General features: G+C 43.0%; 16 protein-coding genes and 1 pseudogene. All 17 read left to right on the forward strand.

Annotated features, from left to right (window positions below; all coding sequences use genetic code 11):
- The first annotated feature begins 336 nt into the window (after nt 1-336).
- Nucleotides 337-3000: a two-partner secretion domain-containing protein gene (locus M8013_RS10265; RefSeq protein WP_271267704.1), complete on the forward strand. Its 2664-nt coding sequence runs from the start codon at nt 337-339 to the stop codon at nt 2998-3000.
- Nucleotides 3001-3057: 57 nt separating this feature from the next.
- Entirely contained in the window at nt 3058-4713 is a 1656-nt protein-coding gene (locus M8013_RS10270) for a ShlB/FhaC/HecB family hemolysin secretion/activation protein (protein ID WP_271267705.1), read from the forward strand.
- 19 nt (nt 4714-4732) lie between these two features.
- A complete protein-coding gene (gene acpS, locus M8013_RS10275) occupies nt 4733-5101 on the forward strand; it encodes a holo-ACP synthase (RefSeq protein ID WP_271267706.1) in 369 nt (122 codons plus the stop codon).
- Between the two features lie 13 nt (nt 5102-5114).
- Nucleotides 5115-5876 carry an SDR family oxidoreductase gene (locus M8013_RS10280; RefSeq protein ID WP_271267848.1) on the forward strand — a complete coding sequence of 254 codons (762 nt, stop codon included), beginning with the start codon at nt 5115-5117 and terminating at the stop codon, nt 5874-5876.
- A gap of 3 nt (nt 5877-5879) precedes the next feature.
- Nucleotides 5880-6428, forward strand: coding sequence for a hotdog family protein (locus M8013_RS10285; protein ID WP_271267707.1), 549 nt, complete (start codon nt 5880-5882; stop codon nt 6426-6428).
- A 21-nt stretch (nt 6429-6449) separates the two neighbouring features.
- The gene (locus M8013_RS10290; protein ID WP_271267708.1) at nt 6450-6731 is read left to right on the forward strand and encodes an acyl carrier protein; all 282 of its coding nucleotides are present in this window, start codon (nt 6450-6452) and stop codon (nt 6729-6731) included.
- A gap of 36 nt (nt 6732-6767) precedes the next feature.
- Nucleotides 6768-7940: an aminomethyl transferase family protein gene (locus tag M8013_RS10295; protein ID WP_271267709.1), complete on the forward strand. Its 1173-nt coding sequence runs from the start codon at nt 6768-6770 to the stop codon at nt 7938-7940.
- Between the two features lie 83 nt (nt 7941-8023).
- Nucleotides 8024-10582, forward strand: a complete 2559-nt coding sequence (locus M8013_RS10300) for a beta-ketoacyl-[acyl-carrier-protein] synthase family protein (RefSeq protein WP_271267710.1) — start codon at nt 8024-8026, stop codon at nt 10580-10582.
- A gap of 4 nt (nt 10583-10586) precedes the next feature.
- A complete protein-coding gene (locus tag M8013_RS10305) occupies nt 10587-11801 on the forward strand; it encodes a beta-ketoacyl synthase N-terminal-like domain-containing protein (protein ID WP_271267711.1) in 1215 nt (404 codons plus the stop codon).
- Between the two features lie 5 nt (nt 11802-11806).
- Entirely contained in the window at nt 11807-12778 is a 972-nt protein-coding gene (locus M8013_RS10310; RefSeq protein WP_271267712.1) for an ATP-binding protein, read from the forward strand.
- Nucleotides 12779-12796: 18 nt separating this feature from the next.
- Nucleotides 12797-13504 (forward strand): ABC transporter ATP-binding protein, encoded by a 708-nt coding sequence (locus tag M8013_RS10315; protein ID WP_271267713.1) that lies wholly within the window; start codon nt 12797-12799, stop codon nt 13502-13504.
- Nucleotides 13488-14132 carry a hypothetical protein gene (locus M8013_RS10320; protein WP_271267714.1) on the forward strand — a complete coding sequence of 215 codons (645 nt, stop codon included), beginning with the start codon at nt 13488-13490 and terminating at the stop codon, nt 14130-14132. Before M8013_RS10315 ends, M8013_RS10320 begins: the two co-directional genes overlap by 17 nt.
- On the forward strand, nt 14133-15443 hold the full coding sequence (locus M8013_RS10325) for an ABC transporter permease (RefSeq protein ID WP_271267715.1): 1311 nt from the start codon (nt 14133-14135) through the stop codon (nt 15441-15443).
- Between the two features lie 45 nt (nt 15444-15488).
- Entirely contained in the window at nt 15489-16241 is a 753-nt protein-coding gene (locus M8013_RS10330) for an outer membrane lipoprotein-sorting protein (RefSeq protein ID WP_271267849.1), read from the forward strand.
- Nucleotides 16238-17611, forward strand: a pseudogene (locus M8013_RS10335) (hypothetical protein). Before M8013_RS10330 ends, M8013_RS10335 begins: the two are co-directional and overlap by 4 nt.
- A gap of 9 nt (nt 17612-17620) precedes the next feature.
- Nucleotides 17621-18556 (forward strand): ACP S-malonyltransferase, encoded by a 936-nt coding sequence (locus M8013_RS10340; protein WP_271267716.1) that lies wholly within the window; start codon nt 17621-17623, stop codon nt 18554-18556.
- 7 nt (nt 18557-18563) lie between these two features.
- Nucleotides 18564-19565, forward strand: a complete 1002-nt coding sequence (locus M8013_RS10345) for a hypothetical protein (protein ID WP_271267717.1) — start codon at nt 18564-18566, stop codon at nt 19563-19565.
- The last annotated feature ends 61 nt before the right edge of the window (nt 19566-19626 follow it).

The following is a 19626-nucleotide window of genomic DNA, read 5'->3' on the forward strand; positions in this document are numbered from 1 at the left end:
AGTAGTGAAAGCATGATATACAAGGAGCGTCTCATGATTTCAATGACATTAATGACATTAAAGTCATTACTTTCCTTACTACACGTTTGCGATTCCAACATCAAAGATGTACTCGTATCATATTACCCAATTTAAAGGTAAGTCGCCGTTACCTTGCACATGTTAACAATAATATGCGTAAGGCTATATGTGACTTATTTTTAAGAATTTAGCGCGCTTACAAATGATGCGTTAAAGAACGGTCACTGTGAATGAAAAAAATGAAAAACAATGCGTGCGCGTTGTGTTTTCCCTATTGACTGTGTGTAAACAATACTATCTGAAGAAAAGGTTCATATGAAAAATCGTGAAAATAAATATGGTTCGATCAAATTAAATCCTATCGCAGCCTCGTTGTTACTGCTGATGCCAGTAATGGCACAAGCGACGGACATTTCTATTATTAATGGCAGCGTCACGGCGGCGGCTAATGGTGTTAACGTCGTTAATATCAAAGAAGCTAACAGCAATGGACTCTCACATAACATTTATGAATCTCTGAACGTGAGCAAAGAGGGGCTGATTTTTAACAACTCCTCCAGCGCCACAAATACCGTGCTGGGCGGTCAAATTGCCGCTAACCCGAATCTGGCTGGCGGTACTGCAAAAGTTATTCTGAACGAAGTGACCTCCCTCAATGCGAGTACCCTTAACGGTCTGATGGAAGTTGCAGGTGATTCAGCACACCTAATCATTGCTAACCCGAATGGCATCACCACTCAGGGTGGCGGTTTCATCAACGCCAAGAAAGCAACCCTGACCACAGGTACATCAACAGTACGTGACGGCGCATTATCTGGCTACTCGGTTAATGGCGGTACTATCACGGTGGCTGGATTGCAGAGCGAATCGCCAACTGAGATTTTGGCGCGTAGCGTTAAAGTCATCGGCGCTATCGAAGTAAGTGAACTTTCCATTGTCGCAGGTAACAATAATATCGATGCGAATGGAAAAGTGACAAGTCAGGCAATGGCGTCTGGCAATGCAAGTTCCTATGGCGTGGATGTTTCTCGTTTGGGCGGTATGTATGCCGATCGCATTAGCCTGATCAGCACTGAAAGCGGGATGGGTGTACGTAACGAAGGCACAATCGCAGGTGGAGAAGGCGGCGTTAAAATTGCCAGCAACGGCAGGCTCATCAACAATTCCGCAACCATAAAATCCAGCGGTGGTATCGATATTAATACCAACGGAAGCCTGAGCAACGTGGCGGGTAAAATTACCAGCGGCAAAAAAATTGCAATTGAAACCGCTAAGAACGTCATTACCAACACCAGTGGTGGTAGCATCACATCTGCTGCAGATGCTTATATTACCAGCGGTGCCTTAAATAACACCAATGGTAAATTGGCTGCAGGCGCTACGCTGGCGGTGAATACCAATCAGCAGAAACTGACTAACTCTGGTAAAGGCAAAAACGCGGGTATTGAAGCAGGCATTGTCGCTCTGGAAACGGGTGTTTTTGAAAACAAAAATGGCCAGATTAATGGTTATTATGTTGGCATGAAGAACACAGCGCTAAATAACAATGCGGGTGTTATTGATGCCTATCAGAATATTGATATGGAAAGTGTTGGAAATATTGAAAATCAGAATGGTTTGATTCGCTCCAATACTGGCGCTATTAAGATTAAAACCACCAAGGCGGTTTATAATAACGGCACCCAGTCTGCTGGTAATGCGGGTTCAGATGCTTTAGGTATTATCGCAGGAAACGGTATTAATGTTTCAGCTGATTATATCTTCAACAACGCCGGTAAAATTGCCTCATCAAATAATATCCTCCTGGAAACAACCAAGGATATCGATAACTACCAGGGCAAAATTGAAAGTAGCCAAAATCTTTCAATTAAAGGTCGTTCAATGCAGACCAGCCAGTCAGGTATCAACGGTGTTAAAGGCGTAAACATTGAACTTTCCGACACTTTCAATAGCCGAATTGGTATTGTTACCTCAACTGAAGGTGATGTATCAATTAAAGCCAAAAAGGTGAGCAACGACAGCTCAATGGTACTGGGTAAAAACATTAGCATCCAGTCTGATACAGATGTTGATAATAAATATTCCCTGATTGTTGCTGATGAAAAACTGGCAATCAACGCGGGTGGTCATGTTAACACCAGCGGTGGCAATATGTTTGGCTACAATGCCGGCCAGTACTTTGGTTTCGCTAACCAGCTGGGTGGATTAGTTGGCGGGACTGGCGTAGAGATCACGGCCAAAAGCTTGAACAGTGATGATAGCCGTATCGTTGCTGAAACAGGCAACCTCAAGATTGATGTGAATGGCGATATGATCAGCAACAACTCTCAAATCGCAGCGAATGCTGGCAGCATGGCGATCAAAGCGAATAAGGTGAGTGGCAATTATTCAACCATTTATGCAGCCGACGACCTGAGCATTGATGCTAACTGGTTATCTCTCAAAGGTAATGGTTCCATTGCTAATAATACCGCCAAGGGCATTATCGCATCTGATAAGAACATTTTAATTAATATTAAAGGTGATTATCATAATGATGGATGGATCAGCGGCAAAGGTGATGTTACTGTTAAAACCTCAGGTATCCTGAATAATAATCACACCATCAGCGCTGATGGCAATTTAAATGTGAATAGCCAATCTGTCATTAACAACAAAGATATGGCTGCTAAAAACAACCTGTCTATCATATCTGAGAATGATGTATCGAGCTCTCTTGGTAGCAACATGTCAGGATACACGACAAATGTTAAGGCGAAAAATATCACCAACTACGGTAATATCGTTGGGGATTCTCAGTTAACCGTAAACGTTAGTAATAACGTATATAACTACAGCAATCTGTTCAGTTCAGGTAAAGCTGTAATCAATGCTGAGAAAATTGTTAACACTGGTTTCTGGGCTGTAGTGGGTGGTGCTCAAGGTTTCCAGTCTAATGCATATATTGCAAATATTTTTGGTAATGTAGTTGGTAGATAATTAAGTAACAGGTAAAAGCAGTGCACAATTGCTGCTTTTACCTTATCAGGATGGGAAATGGATATTCGATCTCTTTTATGTGTTACTACTGTTTTTTTAATTATCAGTTTTAAAGCTACTGCAGAAGTGAAGTTAGGGCGACTTATTACAGAACAAAAAAATAACGACAGCACCTCTTTTCATGAAAGCAAAGTGGAAAAAAAAGATGTCTACTCTAAAGCAAAGGACACTTCAGTTACTGATAATGAGTTTCCACAGGAAACACCATGTTATCTTATTGATGAGTTAGTTATTGAAAACGATTTCCTAAACAATCGCGGCATCCGAAATATTCAGCATCAAGTTGCGGGGAGATGCCTCGGAGTAAAAGGTCTTGAAAAAACGGCGGTGCTCTTACAAGACTATTTGATAAAATCAGGTTATGTCACAACACGAGTGGATACGCCTTCACAGGATTTATTATCAAAAAAATTGATCCTGAATGTAATTCCGGGACGAATTTCAAATATTATTATCACTGATAATAATATTAATAAATCTCTGCTACCATTTGGTAAAGGTGACATTCTCAATATCAGAGATATTGAGCAAGGGCTTGAAAATATCCAAAGAACGCCCGGCGTTGATGTCAAAATTAAAATTCTTCCCGGCGACAGAAATGGGACGAGTGTGGTTGAAATTAATCCTCAGCGTTTCAAAAACTGGAATCTTAGAACGTCGTATAACAACTTTGGGGATGAAAGTACCGGGAGGCAACTTGTTGGTGCTGTGGGCTACCTGTATAATTTTGCCAGGATAAGCGATCTTTTCTATTTGGCGGGTACTTCAAGCCAGACTGGGGGGTACAAAAATCTTAGCACTCATTATAGCTTCCCTGTCGGTTACTCTGAATTTAGTATTTTCTATAGCAATAGTAAATCCACGCAGGGTATCGATATTGGTAAATATAACTTTGATTATGTAGGTAAAACGGAATATTTGAGCCTGAAAGGGTACAGAATGCTGCGTCGAGATGCTAATTCTAAACTTTCTGCATTCGCAGAGATTATCAGACGTAAATATAATTACAGTTTGGGTGGCGAGGAGTTAGTTTTACAGAAGCGCGATATGGGTAATCTGCGTTTAGGTTTAAACTACAAGCAAAATTTTACAGGTTCCACATTAGATTCAAGTATAAGCTGGCAGCGATTTATGACGGGGTTAGGCGGTACAAAAACCCCTGACATGAACACTGGTGCTGTAAGTTCACGAAGTCAGATTGTGAATTTGAATGTGAATTATGTGAATTATGTGAATTGGCTAACTTCATTGCCTGTTCAGGCTTATTACGATATGAATCTCGGTGTACAGTACTCTCCGGATAAGCTTACGCTGCAGGATAAGTTCTCCATTGCTAATCGCTGGAGCGTGAGAGGTTTTGAAAATAGTGGCGGAATTGATGGCGATAATGGATTCTACGTTCAGAACACGTTGAATATAATTACCGGTTATCGAAATTCAATCGCTTACGTCGGTACGGACTATGGTCAAATTGTGGGAGATGTTTCCGCACAGGATGTTGACGGGAAAAAGGTGATGGGTGGCGTTATTGGCGTTAAAGGTGCTGTTAAGGCTTTGGAATATGATCTCTCATTAACCAGTCCATTCCTTTATCCTGATAAAATGGACGTCGACAAATATATCATTAATTTTAATATCGGTTATCAACTTTAATTTTAATAGTGAATAATTCATGCGTATTGGTACTGATATTGTTGAAGTCGACAGGATTGCGAGGGCTGTTTCAGATGGGCAATCAGGTTTTCTTGAGCGAGTGTTCACTGAGAATGAAATAAAAATAATTAACCTCGCTAATCCAGATTATGAACGCGCTTCAGGATTCTGGGCAGCAAAAGAATCCATTGTAAAAGCCGTGGGTTTTGGATTCAGAGATGGAATTCGCTTTCATGATATTGAAGTTACGCATGATGAGTATGGCTGCCCACAATTTATCCTGTCAGGCAGGCTGAAGGAAATTGTCGAGGAACAGAGGGTTGTGAACATATCTCTGAGTATTTCTCACTGCCGTACATACGCGATTGCGGCAACCATTATTTGTTAAGTAAAGGGACATGATGGATATGTTTAAATACAACGACCTCATCAGTAAAACAGTACTGGTTACAGGTGCCAGTGGAGATATCGGCCTTGCTATTTGTGCTAAATTTCTCGAGCAGGAATGTACTGTCTTTGCCTTGTACAACGCTAATGCTACTCCGCTTAACGAGTTGAAAATGAGCCACTCAGCGGGGGATAGACTGCATATCATTCAGTGTGACCTTGCCAACCCTGAAGCTGTCGCTGATCTATGCGGTCGGCTATCCAATGACGCTGGGAAACTGGATGTGCTGGTGAACAATGCGGGCATCGTTAAAGATAGTCTTTTTGCTTCCATGAGTTTTGATGACTTTAGCACGGTGATCAATACGAATCTGCTCAGTCTGTTCCGATTAACAAAAGAAGCATTAATGTTATTACGGGGAGCAGAAAATCCAGCGATCATTAACGTCGCTTCTATTGCCGCTATTGTCCCGAGCGTTGGTCAGATCAACTATAGTGCCTCTAAGGGCGCGATACTCAGCTTTACACGGACATTAGCAGCTGAGCTTGCGCCGCGCGGGGTACGCGTGAATGCCGTGGCTCCGGGGATGATAGAATCTAAAATGGTCAAAAAAGTTTCACGCACAGTCGTTCGCGGAATCACCCACTCGATCCCGTTAAAGCGCCTTGGAAAATGTGACGAAGTGGCGAACACTATTGTCTATCTCAGCTCCGCGGCATCCAGTTACATTGTTGGCCAAACCATCGTTATTGATGGCGGCATGGTAATGCGGTGATTTATGTCTAAATATTCAATTCCTTCAAAAGTCTTTCTCGAAATGGGTGGATGGCGACAACCGTTGTTAATGGTTGACAGAATAGAAGACTATAAGTATGGCGATAACGGATTCATTAAGGTCGTGAAGCACGTTACCTATAACGATCCCTATCTGCTGGGGCATTTTCCTGAAGATCCGATTATGCCAGGTGCGATCATTTCAGAAATCTTTGGTCAGGCGAGTGAGTATTTATCTTTTCTGACAGATATTTGTGATATTTATCGCGAACGTACCGGAGAGGAATTCCGAAGCCTGCGGGATATCCATGGCTGTATCAGCCATCCTGAAATGCTAGAAATAATTCGTGCGCGCCGGGCTCAGGTTCGTGGCGTACTGGCCGCACAAAATTTGAAGTTTAAAGATTCTGCTTACCCGGGTGATACCATAGAAGTACAGAGTAAGCTGGCTTTTTCTGATAGCCATGGTTTTAAACATTATTCGGTTACGGCTAATGTAGGAAAGAAAATAATAAGCCAAGGTACTATTATTAATTTTCGGGAAGTTTTGTAATTCATCAATGGAGTGAAGTTAATGACACATGTTAATGAGAAGATTGACGAGCGAAAAGCCGTGCTTTTTACTATTAAAACTGAAATCATTCAGCGTTTGAATATTCAACGTGAAGAGCATCAAATTGATGATGATACGCCTCTATTTGGCAATGGTCTGAAGCTTGATTCCGTTGATGCTACAGAAATCATCGTTATGCTTGATAAAGCATTTAACATCCAGGTTGAAGAAAGCGATGATCCTTCGTATATGAGAAGCATTAACAGCCTTGCTTCATTTATCATTCATAAGAAAACTGCCTGAGTACGCAATAAAAATCAAATAAAATAAGGACATTTTATGAGTTCGCTTTCAAGTGTACATTTGAAAAACAATGCCAGGATGGGTGTCTATAACAACCGTTCTGTTCCGTCTTCCTATTGTGATTTTTTAGAAGAATATAAAGCGGTACGGGAGAATGTTTTACTGGTTGATTATTCTCACATGTCTATCATTAGTGTAGTCGGAGATGATGCCTGGGCGCTGGTGAATTATATTGCATCTGCTGATGTGTCTATCATCCGTGATGAGCAAGGCATTTATTCTCTGGTGTTAAATGATGACGGGACTGTTCGAGGTGACATTTACACGTTATGCACGTCGGAAGGTTATTATATTCTGTCTGAAAATCTTTCAACTCAGACACTTATGGAAATCTTGCAACAATCCCTCGAAAAGGCTGATGAGCTCGACATTCAGGAAATTCCCAAAATAAAATCCATGGATGTAGATGACTGGGGTGTCATTATGCTTGAAGGACCTTACGCATGGGAAGTTATGGCTGAGGTTTATGGGTTTGACGTAATTGGTTTGCCATATTATGAGTATATGAATACCGATGATGGGCTGATGGTATTCCGCTGTGGTAAGCACGGAGAATTTGCTTATAAAATGATTGGCCCACAGTGCGCACTGGTTGAACTTTGGCATAAATTACTGGGTGTTGGAGTAAAGTATTGCCTCAAAACTGGTGGTCTGGATTATCAAGCTATGGTTCGCGTGGAAAATACAGGTTGGGACGAAAATCTGTATGCAAACTATTCTCGCAATCCTGTTGAGCTGCAAATGCAGTGGGCTGTCCAATATGACAAGGATGATTTTATTGGTAAATCTGCAGTTGAGAAATTATCTCTGGCGAAAGCAGAACGTAAGGTCGTGGGTATTATCCCAATCGTTGAATGCTCCTGTCTAAATTCTAATGACAAAATTATCTTAAATGGACAGGAAATTGGACTGGTGGTTAAGGCCATATTATCTCCTGCATTGCAGAGTTACATTGCTCTGGCAATGATTGACAGTGATTTTGCTCTTTCTGACATTCAGGGTTTTACGATACAAACTGCTGCGGGTGATGTGGCGGCGAAAACCCAGTCTGTGCCTTTCATTTATAACCTGAGCCTATTAGTCAACCCAACAGCGCACAGCTTTGTTGATCCATCCAAAGCGAAAAATGCGCTTTCACAGGAAAACTAATGGCTGAATTAACGCTCCATGAGTGTTTTTCAGCCTGATAGCATTATTTTGCTAAAAATTAATTGGGGAGAATACAGGTTATTATGAAGACGAGCAGAAAAAGAGTCGTCATTACAGGGATGGGGATTTTGTCATCTCTTGCAGAAAATATTGCGGATTTCCGTCAGGCGCTGCTGGAGAAAAAAAACGGTGTTGCTGACAGCGAGCGATTTTCAACGTGGTTTGAAAATGCCCGAGCAGCTGAAGTTCTGCATGACATCGACTACTCTGAATTATCAGAGGAGATCGTCGCCTCCCTCGATAATGCCGCTCTCTGGGCTTACAAAGTTGGTAAGGATGCGCTAAATCAGGCGGGTCTGACTCAACGGTCTGAATGCCTTGAGGAAATGGGTTTAATCGTTGGGGTCTCTTCTGCAGGAACCGAGGCATTTCTCCCTCTCTTTGAGCAGCGTATTCAGGACTTTTCGTTACGTAAGGCGTTATATTCTGGCGGCTTCTCGTCCTGCTGTTCCAGTGCGTCAACTCTTCTAGGATTGAAAGGTGGCGTGGAGCTGGTTGCTACTGCCTGCACCGCAAGCCCTAATGCTGTTGGTATGGCTTTCGATTACATACAGAATGGCAAAAGCAAAACCATGCTGGCTGTTGGAACGGAACCCATTTATTTGCCGACATTTGCGGGCTTTTATGCCCTGAACGTCATGCATCCTGACACCTGCTCACCATTTTCAGGTAATTCGGGTATGTCTATTGGTGAAGGTGCGGGTGCGATTGTATTGGAAGAGTATGAGCATGCCGTTGCGCGTGGTGCCACCATTTATGGCGAAATTCTCTCTTATGCAACCTCCTGTGATGCTTACCATGAAACCGGACCGGATCCACGGGCCAGCGGGGCTGTGCAGGTCATGCTGAAAGCGATGGAAAATGCCGGTGTCACGCCGGAACAGATCGATTACGTCAATGCGCACGGAACGGGAACGGAGGCCAACGACCAAATCGAAACGCTGGCGATGAAAAAAGTCTTCCCCAACGTTGAGAACGTGTTGATCAGCTCTACCAAATCTTATTTTGGGCATAATATCGGCGCTGCAGGTATCGTCGAGCTTATTGCTTGCCTGGTTACGCTGCCTGAGAAAAAAGTTCTGCCAACATTAAACTTTTCAGTGGCACGTCCAAATTGCGATCTTGACTATGTTGCCAACGATTTTCGGCAGAAAGATATCAACATCTTTATGAAAAATAACTACGCATTCGGCGGCAATAACTGCTGCATGATTGTGAGTACCAAGCCCTGTTCAGTTCCCGTGACTACATATGATGCCAAGCGCGTCGCAATTACCGGCATAGGGGCAGTCTCTGCCATTGGACATCAACTGAGTGAGATCCTGGAGCGTGTCCATCAAAGCGACACCTCTGTTGAATTGGGCGAAATTATTTTTCCTGAAGATACCCTTCAGGAAGTTAAAGAGTTGCTGGACGTCCTGGTAAAGACCAATCAGTTCAAAGAACTGCTCGGTGATGAGTATGTCATTGATGCCAATAAGCTTCCGGACGAGGAAAAGGATTTTAAAACCTATCAGGTAACTGGTCTTGAACCCCGTAAGCACTTACGCCGCTTTGACCCTCGTAAAGCGACTCGTGGCGGGACCTTCGCACTGATGGCGCTGTCAGAAGCGCTGAATATGGCAAAACGTCGAATTAAACGCGACGGAGAAGAACTTGGCATGGTCATGGGAATGTCCCGTGGACCGCAAGAGACAACCTACAAATATTTGCAGAGCCTTAAACCGGATCCGAGAAAGGTGCGCACATCTGAATTCCCGGGCTCGCTGATGAACTCGATTGCAACGTTTTGCGGCATTTCTGAAGGCGTAAAGGGATACACGACAACGCTTGCGACAGGTGAGAATGCTGCGCTGGGTGCATTGACGTATGGTTACGAAATCATTCGGCAGCATTTGCAACCCCAGGTCATTGTGGGAGGGGCTGATGAATACTTCCCGTCAATGTCACTGTATATGGATGCTGTAACGCAAAAGCTGCATATGACAGCGGATGCCAGGGACTACCAAATTTATGCCAAAGATGCGAAAGGGTACGTTCCGGGTGAAGGTGCTTGTATGCTGTTACTGGAAGATCCCGAGGCTGCAGTTGCGCGCGGTGCGGAGGTTTTAGCTGAAGTGGTTGGTTACGGCAAATCATGCAGTAACAGTTATTTTGATGCTTCACGAACAGACGAAAAAGCAAGCGCAATGTCGCTGGCAATCCAGCGTGCGCTGAAGGATAGCGGTCTTAATGCCGGGGATATCGATCTGGTTTGCGGTACCAGTAGTGGCAGTGCGGAGAGCGCGAAGATTGAACTTGATGCCATTTACAGCACTTTCCAACATGAACATCCGCAAGTTCCTGTGGTGAATTACAATGCCTTGTTTGGTTTTGTCGCTTCCTCAGCGGGATTGCTAAACCTGGCGATACTTGCAGATTGCATTAAAAAACAATCGGTTCCCGCGATTCCTTTTACTCGCACGTTTGTTGACGATCGTATTAACTTCGTTCGTCAGAATCTTAAACTAATGGTTAAGCATGCGTTGCTGGTAGGAGCTACTGAAGGTGGAAACTATTATGCCTTCGTGATTAAGGGATAATAAGGTGGACAGGAGTTCTATTATTTCAGGCTATAGTGTTAACTTGCCATTTGCAGATAATAGCTTGCAGCTGATCACAAAATTAAAACACGGCGAACGCGTTAAGTTATCGCCGTGGTTTAAATCTGATGCTGAAGCGATAAAATGTGGTTTTAATGGCAATAAGCGAATCGCGAAACTTGAGGGTACAAATGATAGCGACTGTGATTTGCTGTATCGCCTTATTGATAATGCTCTATGTCAGGGCGGCCTAACGGAACACTGCCTGACAGGAGATAATGTCAGAGTCTATCTGACTGGCATTGGCCCACGCATCGACGGGATGGATTATAAAGCGCTTTATGATCAGAATGATATCGAAGATATAAAGTTAACCTCTTCGATTACGCGTTTATGTGTGGCGAACATGTCTCAGGATCAGATTTCATGTAATTTAGCACACAAATATAACCTGAAATATCTTCCACCGAATATGAACTGTACCAGTAATTCTGCTCTGACTGCAGTTCACATAAGCAGTATGGCCATCGAGTGCGGAGGTATTGACCTTGCGCTTGTGATTAACATTTCGAAAATTAAGACTCAGGATATCTGGTTTCTTTCAACGCAAGGGATGCTGGATACTGAAGTCGTGCAACCGTTTGGAATAAACAGTAAAGGGGTTAATTTCGCTGAGGGCTACAGCGTATTACTGCTCGAAAGCGATCGCCATCGTCATGCTAGAGGCCTGAGCGGGGGAGTTAGCCTGAAATCGGTCTATACGCAGATTAACGCGAGCAGAAGTTACGATGCTTCATGGCAAAGTACGACAATGCTCAAATTAATCAATAAGCTGCTAAAAGAAACGGATGTTAAGGTTGAAGAGCTATGTGCAGTGATTCCTCATGCCAACGGGACGGAGATAAGTGACAGCATCGAGGCAACTGCGATTAAATTGTTGGCTGATAATCGGACTCTGCCTGTCCTTACTTATAAGGGGCAAATTGGCTATACCGCCACTGGTTCTGGTCTGGTAGATCTCGTCATTGCAAATCATATATTGGTAAACAGCGAGATAATTACTCCCATCAAGAGTGACGTAATCATGGAAGATATCTCACGTCATATGCTTTTCGAAAATCGCGTGATACCGCATAACAAAAAGCATGTTTTGAAAATGGGAATGGGCGTGGATGGTTCCATTATTGCTGTTATGTTAACCGAAACGAGCAAGGAATAATAAGCATGGATAGCTATATGTATTTATCATCCTTCTCTTTGGTTGAGCCGGATGAAACCTTACATCTGTACTATCCTGGGTGGTTAAACGTGTGGGAATCACACGCATATAACAACGCGTTAAAAGTGACAGGAGCAAATGGCTGGGGATTTAAGCGATTTGGTACAATGAAAGATACCTATATTCGCGAAGCTGTACGCCGGCCGAATTATATGCCCTATATTGATGCAATGGAAAAAGCCACGGATTCAGCATTGTATGATTTATCAGCAAAAGAACGGATGCATTTGTTAAAATCACGCACTGCATTTATTTATGTCGATTCATGGGGCGAGTCTAGTGCATTTGAATATAACATAAGTTCATTGCATGCAGCTATTATAGATACGCTACCTAAAAATCTTGTTAAGAAATTCTCAGTCAATGATGTTACATGCAAAATACGCGGTGAAAAAAATGCATTAATGCAAGCAATGCGTATAGCACAAGACTATTTGTGTTGGGATGTTTTTGATTTTGTCGTTATTTGTGCAGGGTATCGTGCAGTGCCGATTCTGGCGTTTACTGCAGAAGAAATAAATCATAAGCAACAGCGTAAAAAGTATAACAAAAATCACTGTATCAATGTTTCGATTGAGCGCGCTGGTTGTTTTATATTTAGTCAGCGAGAGAGTAAGCTGAAGATCAATTGTGGATCGTACATCAAAGCGGATAATGATAACCCCATCGAGAGCAATAAATTGATTGCTTCTGAACCTAATCTTATTTCATCCGCAGGAGGAACAGAAAATCTTCCAATAACATCTAATCCGTATGGGAGGATGCTCGACCTTATCAAAATTTACGGTAATAGTGGTTGTCTTACTCCAGCGTTGAGTTGGCAATATATTGCTCACCATTCGCTGTGTGATGGAGTGATGAGAACAATATTAGGGGATGGTTTTGGTGGTTATAATTATTTTGATACCTGGTATTAACCAGTCAGGGAGTGAAAGATGCGAAGCAATATTAAGGAGCTTCCTGCAATTTCTATAAATGGTGTTTATAAAAGCTTTGGTCTTTATGAAAATAAAGTTGACGCACTCAAAAACATAAACATTGAAATCGCACAGGGTGAGTTTTTGGCTTTATGTGGTCCTTCCGGAAGCGGAAAAAGTACGTTACTGAACATACTGTCCGGTATCGATAAACCCTCAGAGGGGTACGTACTGTTTCTCAATAAATTGCTGCGTGATTTACCTGAAACGGATCTTGCCACTATTCGTAGTAAACATCTGGGCTTTATTTTTCAATTTTTCAATTTGATACCGGTGCTAAATGCATTTGATAATGTGTTTTATCCACTGGTGCTAAATGGCCATTTCGATGCGAAGTCGGCAAGAGAACGTAGCCTGCATTTTCTCGACAGCGTCGGCCTTGCCGATTTACGGGATCGTAAACCGGGTCAACTATCTGGCGGGCAACAGCAGCGCGTGGCAATTGCAAGGGCGCTGGCGCATGAACCTCAGGTCGTCGTGGCCGATGAGCCGACTGGCAACCTTGATCAGGCTACGGGGGAAGCCGTTTTAGATCTTTTACTCAAAATCAATCAGCAAACAGGAACCACTTTCATTATTTCAACGCACTCTACCCAACTCAAGGAGCGTGCGCAGCGAGTGGTAGAAATCAGGGATGGAGAGTTAGCGTATGATTCGGCCCAGTAAAATATTAATGCTTCTGAGTTTGAGCCTTTTTACGATCCCATTTTGTGGCGTTGCTGATATGTCTCCGGTCCCGGTTGTGGAAAGTGTGCTATTAAACCAGTTTCCGACCCAGCCAGCAGCGTTAGCCAGGACGAGTGAATCCTTGTTTCAGGAATATGAGGAAACCGGTAATGTTTCCTCATTAATTTTTTATTCTTATGGGGTGCTGAAACAGGCGAGCTATTTTTCATCCGTTAACGATTTGATCAAAGCTTCTGAATTTGCCAAAACAGGATTTTTCTATCTTGATGAGGCCGTAGATTCTAATGAGAAAGATTTACGCATCAGGTATATGCGGGCAAGATTGGATGCTTATCTAACGGCGGAACTAGGGCGCTGTGTGATCACTATTTCAGATACCAAGCTGTTACTGGAAAACAAAGAAAAATTCAGTCGTGGAATAGTGGAGCATATCAAGAAAATGCACGTAATAGCGTTGCAGAATTGTAAAATGCATGACCAATCCAGCCTTTCACTAATACAGAAAGATGGACGAAAACCCGGCGTTAAGGTCACTGCCGATGAGGCTCCTTTATGGAGTGTTGAAGAAGTGACGCAAATTATGCTCCCGTTGGTGAAAGGTGATTAAATGTCAAAGGATATGATATTTATTAATTGCATTACACTGGTCATCATTGCTTTTGTGATGTATTGCCTTGTTATACGTTTTCGCGATGCAAAGTTCGCTTTTTTAAATCTTTTCAGACATCGTAGGAGAACCGTTTCAACTATTTCCGCCATCATTCTAGGTGGGGTGGCGATATTTATTTATGGTGGGTTCATTGATTATTCTTTCTGGGTTTTGAAAGAGCAGACCATACGTACGAACATTGGCCATGTACAGATTTATAATAATTCTTATTTTGATACGGCAAACAAAAATAAGAGTTTGATAGAAAATTACGCATTACTCAAAGAAAGTATTTTGAGAGAAAAAAAACTATCTCAGCATATTTCAACAATCTCTGGGCAACTTGAATTCAGTGGTGTTATTTCGCAGTATGAGAATGAAACCTCCAGCTATTTTTCTGCGCAGGGGGTTGAGCCTTTACCTGCACTTAAGTTAGGGGCGTTTGATAAGATCATTTCCGGTAGTGATTTATCGCGAATAAAGCATGACGAAATAACAATAGGCAGTGGCCTGGCTAGGACGCTTAATGCACACTATGCAGACTGGGTGGATGTTATGGTCGTTAATACAGCGGGTGGACAGGGAGCTTTATCCTTAAAATTGCGTGGCATTTTTCAGTCAGGTATTAAAGATTATGATGATGCGTTTATAAAGGTTCCACTGACTACAGCTCAAAGAATAATGAACACGAATGGCGTCAGCAAGGTACTTATCCTGCTAAACAATGATGAAGTTGACGTTTTTGCCACAAACCTAAGGAAGTATATTTCTAACAACAACCTGCCTTTGATCGTTAAAGACTGGAAAGATATGTCTATTTTTTACCAACAGGTTGAGGGAATGCTGTCGGGTATTTATTTCTTTATCAAGCTTATTGTTGCGCTGATTGTTGTGTTTATGATCGGCAACTCAATGACGATGAATATTGCTGAGAGAACCCGAGAAATTACTACTTTAAGAGCGATCGGCTTAAAACCGTGGCATGTCACACAGTTATTCTGGCTGGAAGGCATTTTTCTTGGCGTAATCGGATCGCTCGGCAGCCTCATCGCCGGTTATGCCTTCGCCGCAATAATTAATGTCTATGGTATTGCAATGCCACCTTCACCGGGCCAGTCGGTTGGCTATACCGCTTTCATTAAAACAGACAATCCAGAGTTGATTTGGATTACGTTGGTGTTGCCCGTTTTAACCGCTTCGCTGGCATCAATTTTACCCGCATATCGTGCTTCTCGACTCAACATTACGGATGCATTTAAATTTTCTTAAGGGATGAAGATGAAAAAATATGCATTGCAGTTTTTTACTCTTTTTATGTCAGTTTCATCGGGAGGCACATTCGCCGGGGCTGTAGATAAACAGGCACAGGAGATTATTCGTTTATCGGATGACATTCGCTCTCTCAATGAGCCCTTTCGTTATACCGTGACGGTGCTTGAATACAAAGACGGTGCAGCTGAACCTGCAAATAAGCAAATCCTGGATGTCTCAATGCGTTTTATGAAGCCGGAAAAGGGTGCTCAGGCTGATGCTCGTTCGCTGGCACGCTTTGTCTATCCTCCAAGAGACAAAGGGAAGGTGATGCTCTCTGACTGGTACCAACTCTGGTTTTACACACCAGAACTTCGTCGCCCTATACCCCTCTCCCGTTCGCAGCGCCTTATTGGGCAAATTTCGAATGGTGATGTCATTGTGACTAATTTCGAGTATGCCTACGATTCGACATTAGAAGGAGAAGAGCCGTGCGGGGATAAAATCTGCTACAGGCTATCTTTGGTCCGCAAGTTTGATGAAGTGACTTATCCTCGAGTGATTTATCTGGTGGAGAAGGATAACCAGTACCGACCTTATAAAGCGTCCTATTTTTCTCTGGATGACAAATTGCTCAAGAGTGTGCTTTATCAAAATTATCAATTAATTGTGGGTAAATACCGACCAACGGAGATTGTTGTGCAGAATGCGCGGCATGATAAAGGTTACTCAGTCATGAAGTACAGCGACGTCCGGCTTGAGTCGTTACCAGAATTTCACTTCACAAAAGAATTTATTCAAAGAGGTGAAAAATGAAGATTCCTTCTGCAGTTCTGGCACTCTCTGCCTCGGCTATTGCAGCCGGCGTACAGGCCGATTGTTTATCTGGCGAAGATTTAAAAGCCAATGCGGACGTTGTATTGAGCGCACAGACTTCGTATGTTAATAAAAAAAGTTCAATTTGGCGTATTAAAGGGAGCAATCCTTACACTGCTGACAATGTTTACAATGACCTTGGCCTGAAACTTAGTAGTGCCTGTGCTTTAATCAAAAATAAACTGGACCTGGATTTTTCATTTTATGCGTTGGGCTATTATCCCTCCTTTAGCGTCGGGGCTTTTGAGCAGGATAACAACCGCTCTAAGATCCTGATCAATCAACTTCGGTTAACTTATACGATGTCTGATACTGTGCGCCTTGAAGGAGGAAAACTTAAAATGCCGCAAGGCTCTTTCTTTTTAAGATCGCCTGCGACATTGTTGACCAATTTTTATGCTGCATTTAAGCCTACGCGTCTTTACGATACGGACATGAAGTCGGTTTATAATGAATCATTCTGGGGAGGGAGGCTATCTAAGCAGTTCCGTGATTACGCACTATCGCTTACCGTGGCGCCTAAGCTGACGAGTATTAAAAAATATTATGAGTCCTCAAGTAATTGGTCTGCGAACGAGCGCTCTAACAGTTCTGAACGCTATCTATTGAGCTATAATGATTATCGCTTCAAAAATCATACGCCATCTGTAAACATGATGCTGGGTGATTCACCTTCGCTCGCTTTAGCGGATAGTTATAATTATACATCACAGTTTGTGATCAACGCTGAAGTTGCACTTCATACTGCCCAACAATGGCGACATTTTTCGAGCCAAAGAAGAGCTGAAGTGGAGAATTGGCAGTTCCCTTCCTCTCTATACTCCATGGAAAATAAAAAAGGAATGGAGCTGGCAATAGGTGGTCAATATACGACGGATCGCCTGAGCGTCTTTGGCATTGAGTATTATTTGCAAAGCGAAGGGTATTCAAAAAACCAGTGGCGAGAACAAACGAATTTTATTCGTAGCTCGAATAAAGACACTGGCTATTCTGCGATGAATAAAATTTTTGATGATTACAAATATTTGATGGGTCAGAGATCAGTAATACGGCAAATAAAGGAATGTTACAAGGTAAACATTACATTAATGCGTATGCCAGCTCGGTCTACTCTGCAACCCTATATAGTCATGAATATGGTAGATCATAGCGCATTGTTTGGAACACATTATGTTAAACCCTTGAAAGGTTTGAATGATAAAGCCGAAATTTATACTGGTTTGTACAGCGCACTGGGTAGCACAGATTCTGAGTTTTCACTTTTCGGCGAAACCCTCGGGATTTATGCCGGTTTTAAATACCATTTATAAGGACATAGTATGGTGACAAATAAATCAGAAGAGCCATTGGTACTTCTCTTTGCAGGCCAGGGTAACCCAGTTATTGGCATGGGTGCCGATTTGTGGGATCTGAATTCAACGACAAAGCATATCTGGGATTGCGCCAGTGATATAACGGGAATGGATATCCGGCGACTGTGTCAGAAAGGGCCGATGCCTCGTCTGGTGCAAACGACGGTACAGCAGGTAGCCGTTACGGCAATTAACGTGACGCTTCTTAGTCTTTGCGCGGAAGAACTAGAAAATGCACGCATCGTGGGTACCTGCGGACACAGCGTCGGTGAGTACAGCGCCCTGTATGCTGCGGGGGCGATCACTTTGGAAGCATTGTTTGGAATGATTCACATCCGGGCAAATATCATGAACGATTTAAGCAAGGTTCATAAAGGGTCTATGCTTGCCGTCAAGGGTGCTGATTTCCAGACGATGACTAACATGATTGCATCTTCAAACATTCCGGTAGATATCAGTTGTGACAACAGTCCTCGACAGCAGGTTATTGGTGGAACAGTTTCCGACCTAAGCGACTTTGCCAGTGTACTAATTGATTCGGGCCTTGACGCAGTGAAGTTGGGCGTTAGCGGTGCCTGGCACACGCGTCTGATGACAGAAGGTGTTCAGCAGATGCGTGATGTACTCCATGGTATTGAGATTGCCCGTCCGAAATACAACGTGTTAATGAACGTAACGGGGCAGGCCGAGTTCGATCCGGTGCAAATCAAAGAGAATTTGTCCTTACACCTGACAAATACCGTGCAATGGACAAATACGATGGCGTCTTTTATGCAGCAACCCGCGCCTGTCAGCTTTGTAGAAATCAGCAACAAAGCCTATCTGGGACATATGCTTTGCGATTTCAGAGAGTTTAAGCCTGAAACGGTAATGCACTGTAAAAATTTCGCTGGATTGCAGTGAGGCTATTATGATCCCGGATTATTTAACATTTATTCGCCATCAGGATAAAAGGGTCATCCCAGTAATGTATCTTATTGTCCTGATGCTGCTTGCATTTTACTGGAAGAACACTGGATTTGACTTAACACATGAAGATGCATTGAGCATCAGTGCGCTTTTGTCGTTGATCGTATTCAAATCTATCTATGAGCTTAAGCAGTACTGGGCTTACAAATGCGGTATAAAAAATATCGATTTTTCCTGTTTTCAGGGCAAAGTAGCGTGGCGTTATGCGGAAGTGCTGTGGCATCCGGTAACCCTCGTCATTATATGCTGGTTGCTGTTTTTGCTGATCGTAAGCAGTTGTCTACAATTTCTTGCACCGGTCTACGCAATGCTGAGCATTGCTCTAATTTCGCCGCTGCTGATTTACTTCGTGTATATGTTTGCCCGCCGTAATTATGTCCAGCTGATGAAGCAGGCAGTCGCAAAAAGCGTCAGGTATCGAAACTTACATGCTTATGTTGGTTTCAATGTCTTCATTACCTTCCTGATCAGTGGACTGATTGTCAGTCCACTCAGCTCGCACGATGATTTTTCGTTAGCGGAGGGCTACTTTTCAGCCCGCTTAATGATTGCGATGCTGATTCTGTGCGCCATCGTTTTGGCGGTAAATCTGTTGTTTACACGCCCATCCCGACGCTATCTGTTTTTGGGACGATTGTTCCTGAAAGAGATCGATTTTACCTTATCTCGCTCTATCCCCTGGCCTGCGCTGTACCAAAAATCGTTATGGGTCAGGTTAACGCTTCTGCTGAGTGTTGAGTCATCGTGGATAGTCCTTATTGGCCTATGTTTGACGCTAACAGGCTGGAACATCAATTTTGATGCCTATTTCTTGCTCTGCATCCTGCCTTCAGTGAGTTACTTTTATCTACACGTTTACTGGCTGTGGCACAATGATTACATGATTTCCTGTGACATGTTTTTCCGCTGTATAGATATTGAGAATAAGGGTGAGCTTTGGTAAGCCGCTAACTCTGAGCTACATCTACAACCTCAAGACCCGTTTCGTGATGAGTAATCGTGTT

This window comes from Silvania confinis (assembly GCF_025564085.1).
GTDB lineage: Bacteria > Pseudomonadota > Gammaproteobacteria > Enterobacterales > Enterobacteriaceae > Enterobacter > Enterobacter confinis.

Coding starts and splice junctions, on each gene's coding strand:
- M8013_RS10265 (WP_271267704.1), top strand. CDS start 337: ATGAAAAATCGTGAAAATAAATATGGTTCGATCAAATTAAATCCTATC.
- M8013_RS10270 (WP_271267705.1), top strand. CDS start 3,058: ATGGATATTCGATCTCTTTTATGTGTTACTACTGTTTTTTTAATTATC.
- acpS (WP_271267706.1), top strand. CDS start 4,733: ATGCGTATTGGTACTGATATTGTTGAAGTCGACAGGATTGCGAGGGCT.
- M8013_RS10280 (WP_271267848.1), top strand. CDS start 5,115: ATGGATATGTTTAAATACAACGACCTCATCAGTAAAACAGTACTGGTT.
- M8013_RS10285 (WP_271267707.1), top strand. CDS start 5,880: ATGTCTAAATATTCAATTCCTTCAAAAGTCTTTCTCGAAATGGGTGGA.
- M8013_RS10290 (WP_271267708.1), top strand. CDS start 6,450: ATGACACATGTTAATGAGAAGATTGACGAGCGAAAAGCCGTGCTTTTT.
- M8013_RS10295 (WP_271267709.1), top strand. CDS start 6,768: ATGAGTTCGCTTTCAAGTGTACATTTGAAAAACAATGCCAGGATGGGT.
- M8013_RS10300 (WP_271267710.1), top strand. CDS start 8,024: ATGAAGACGAGCAGAAAAAGAGTCGTCATTACAGGGATGGGGATTTTG.
- M8013_RS10310 (WP_271267712.1), top strand. CDS start 11,807: ATGGATAGCTATATGTATTTATCATCCTTCTCTTTGGTTGAGCCGGAT.
- M8013_RS10315 (WP_271267713.1), top strand. CDS start 12,797: ATGCGAAGCAATATTAAGGAGCTTCCTGCAATTTCTATAAATGGTGTT.
- M8013_RS10320 (WP_271267714.1), top strand. CDS start 13,488: ATGATTCGGCCCAGTAAAATATTAATGCTTCTGAGTTTGAGCCTTTTT.
- M8013_RS10325 (WP_271267715.1), top strand. CDS start 14,133: ATGTCAAAGGATATGATATTTATTAATTGCATTACACTGGTCATCATT.
- M8013_RS10330 (WP_271267849.1), top strand. CDS start 15,489: ATGTCAGTTTCATCGGGAGGCACATTCGCCGGGGCTGTAGATAAACAG.
- M8013_RS10340 (WP_271267716.1), top strand. CDS start 17,621: ATGGTGACAAATAAATCAGAAGAGCCATTGGTACTTCTCTTTGCAGGC.
- M8013_RS10345 (WP_271267717.1), top strand. CDS start 18,564: ATGATCCCGGATTATTTAACATTTATTCGCCATCAGGATAAAAGGGTC.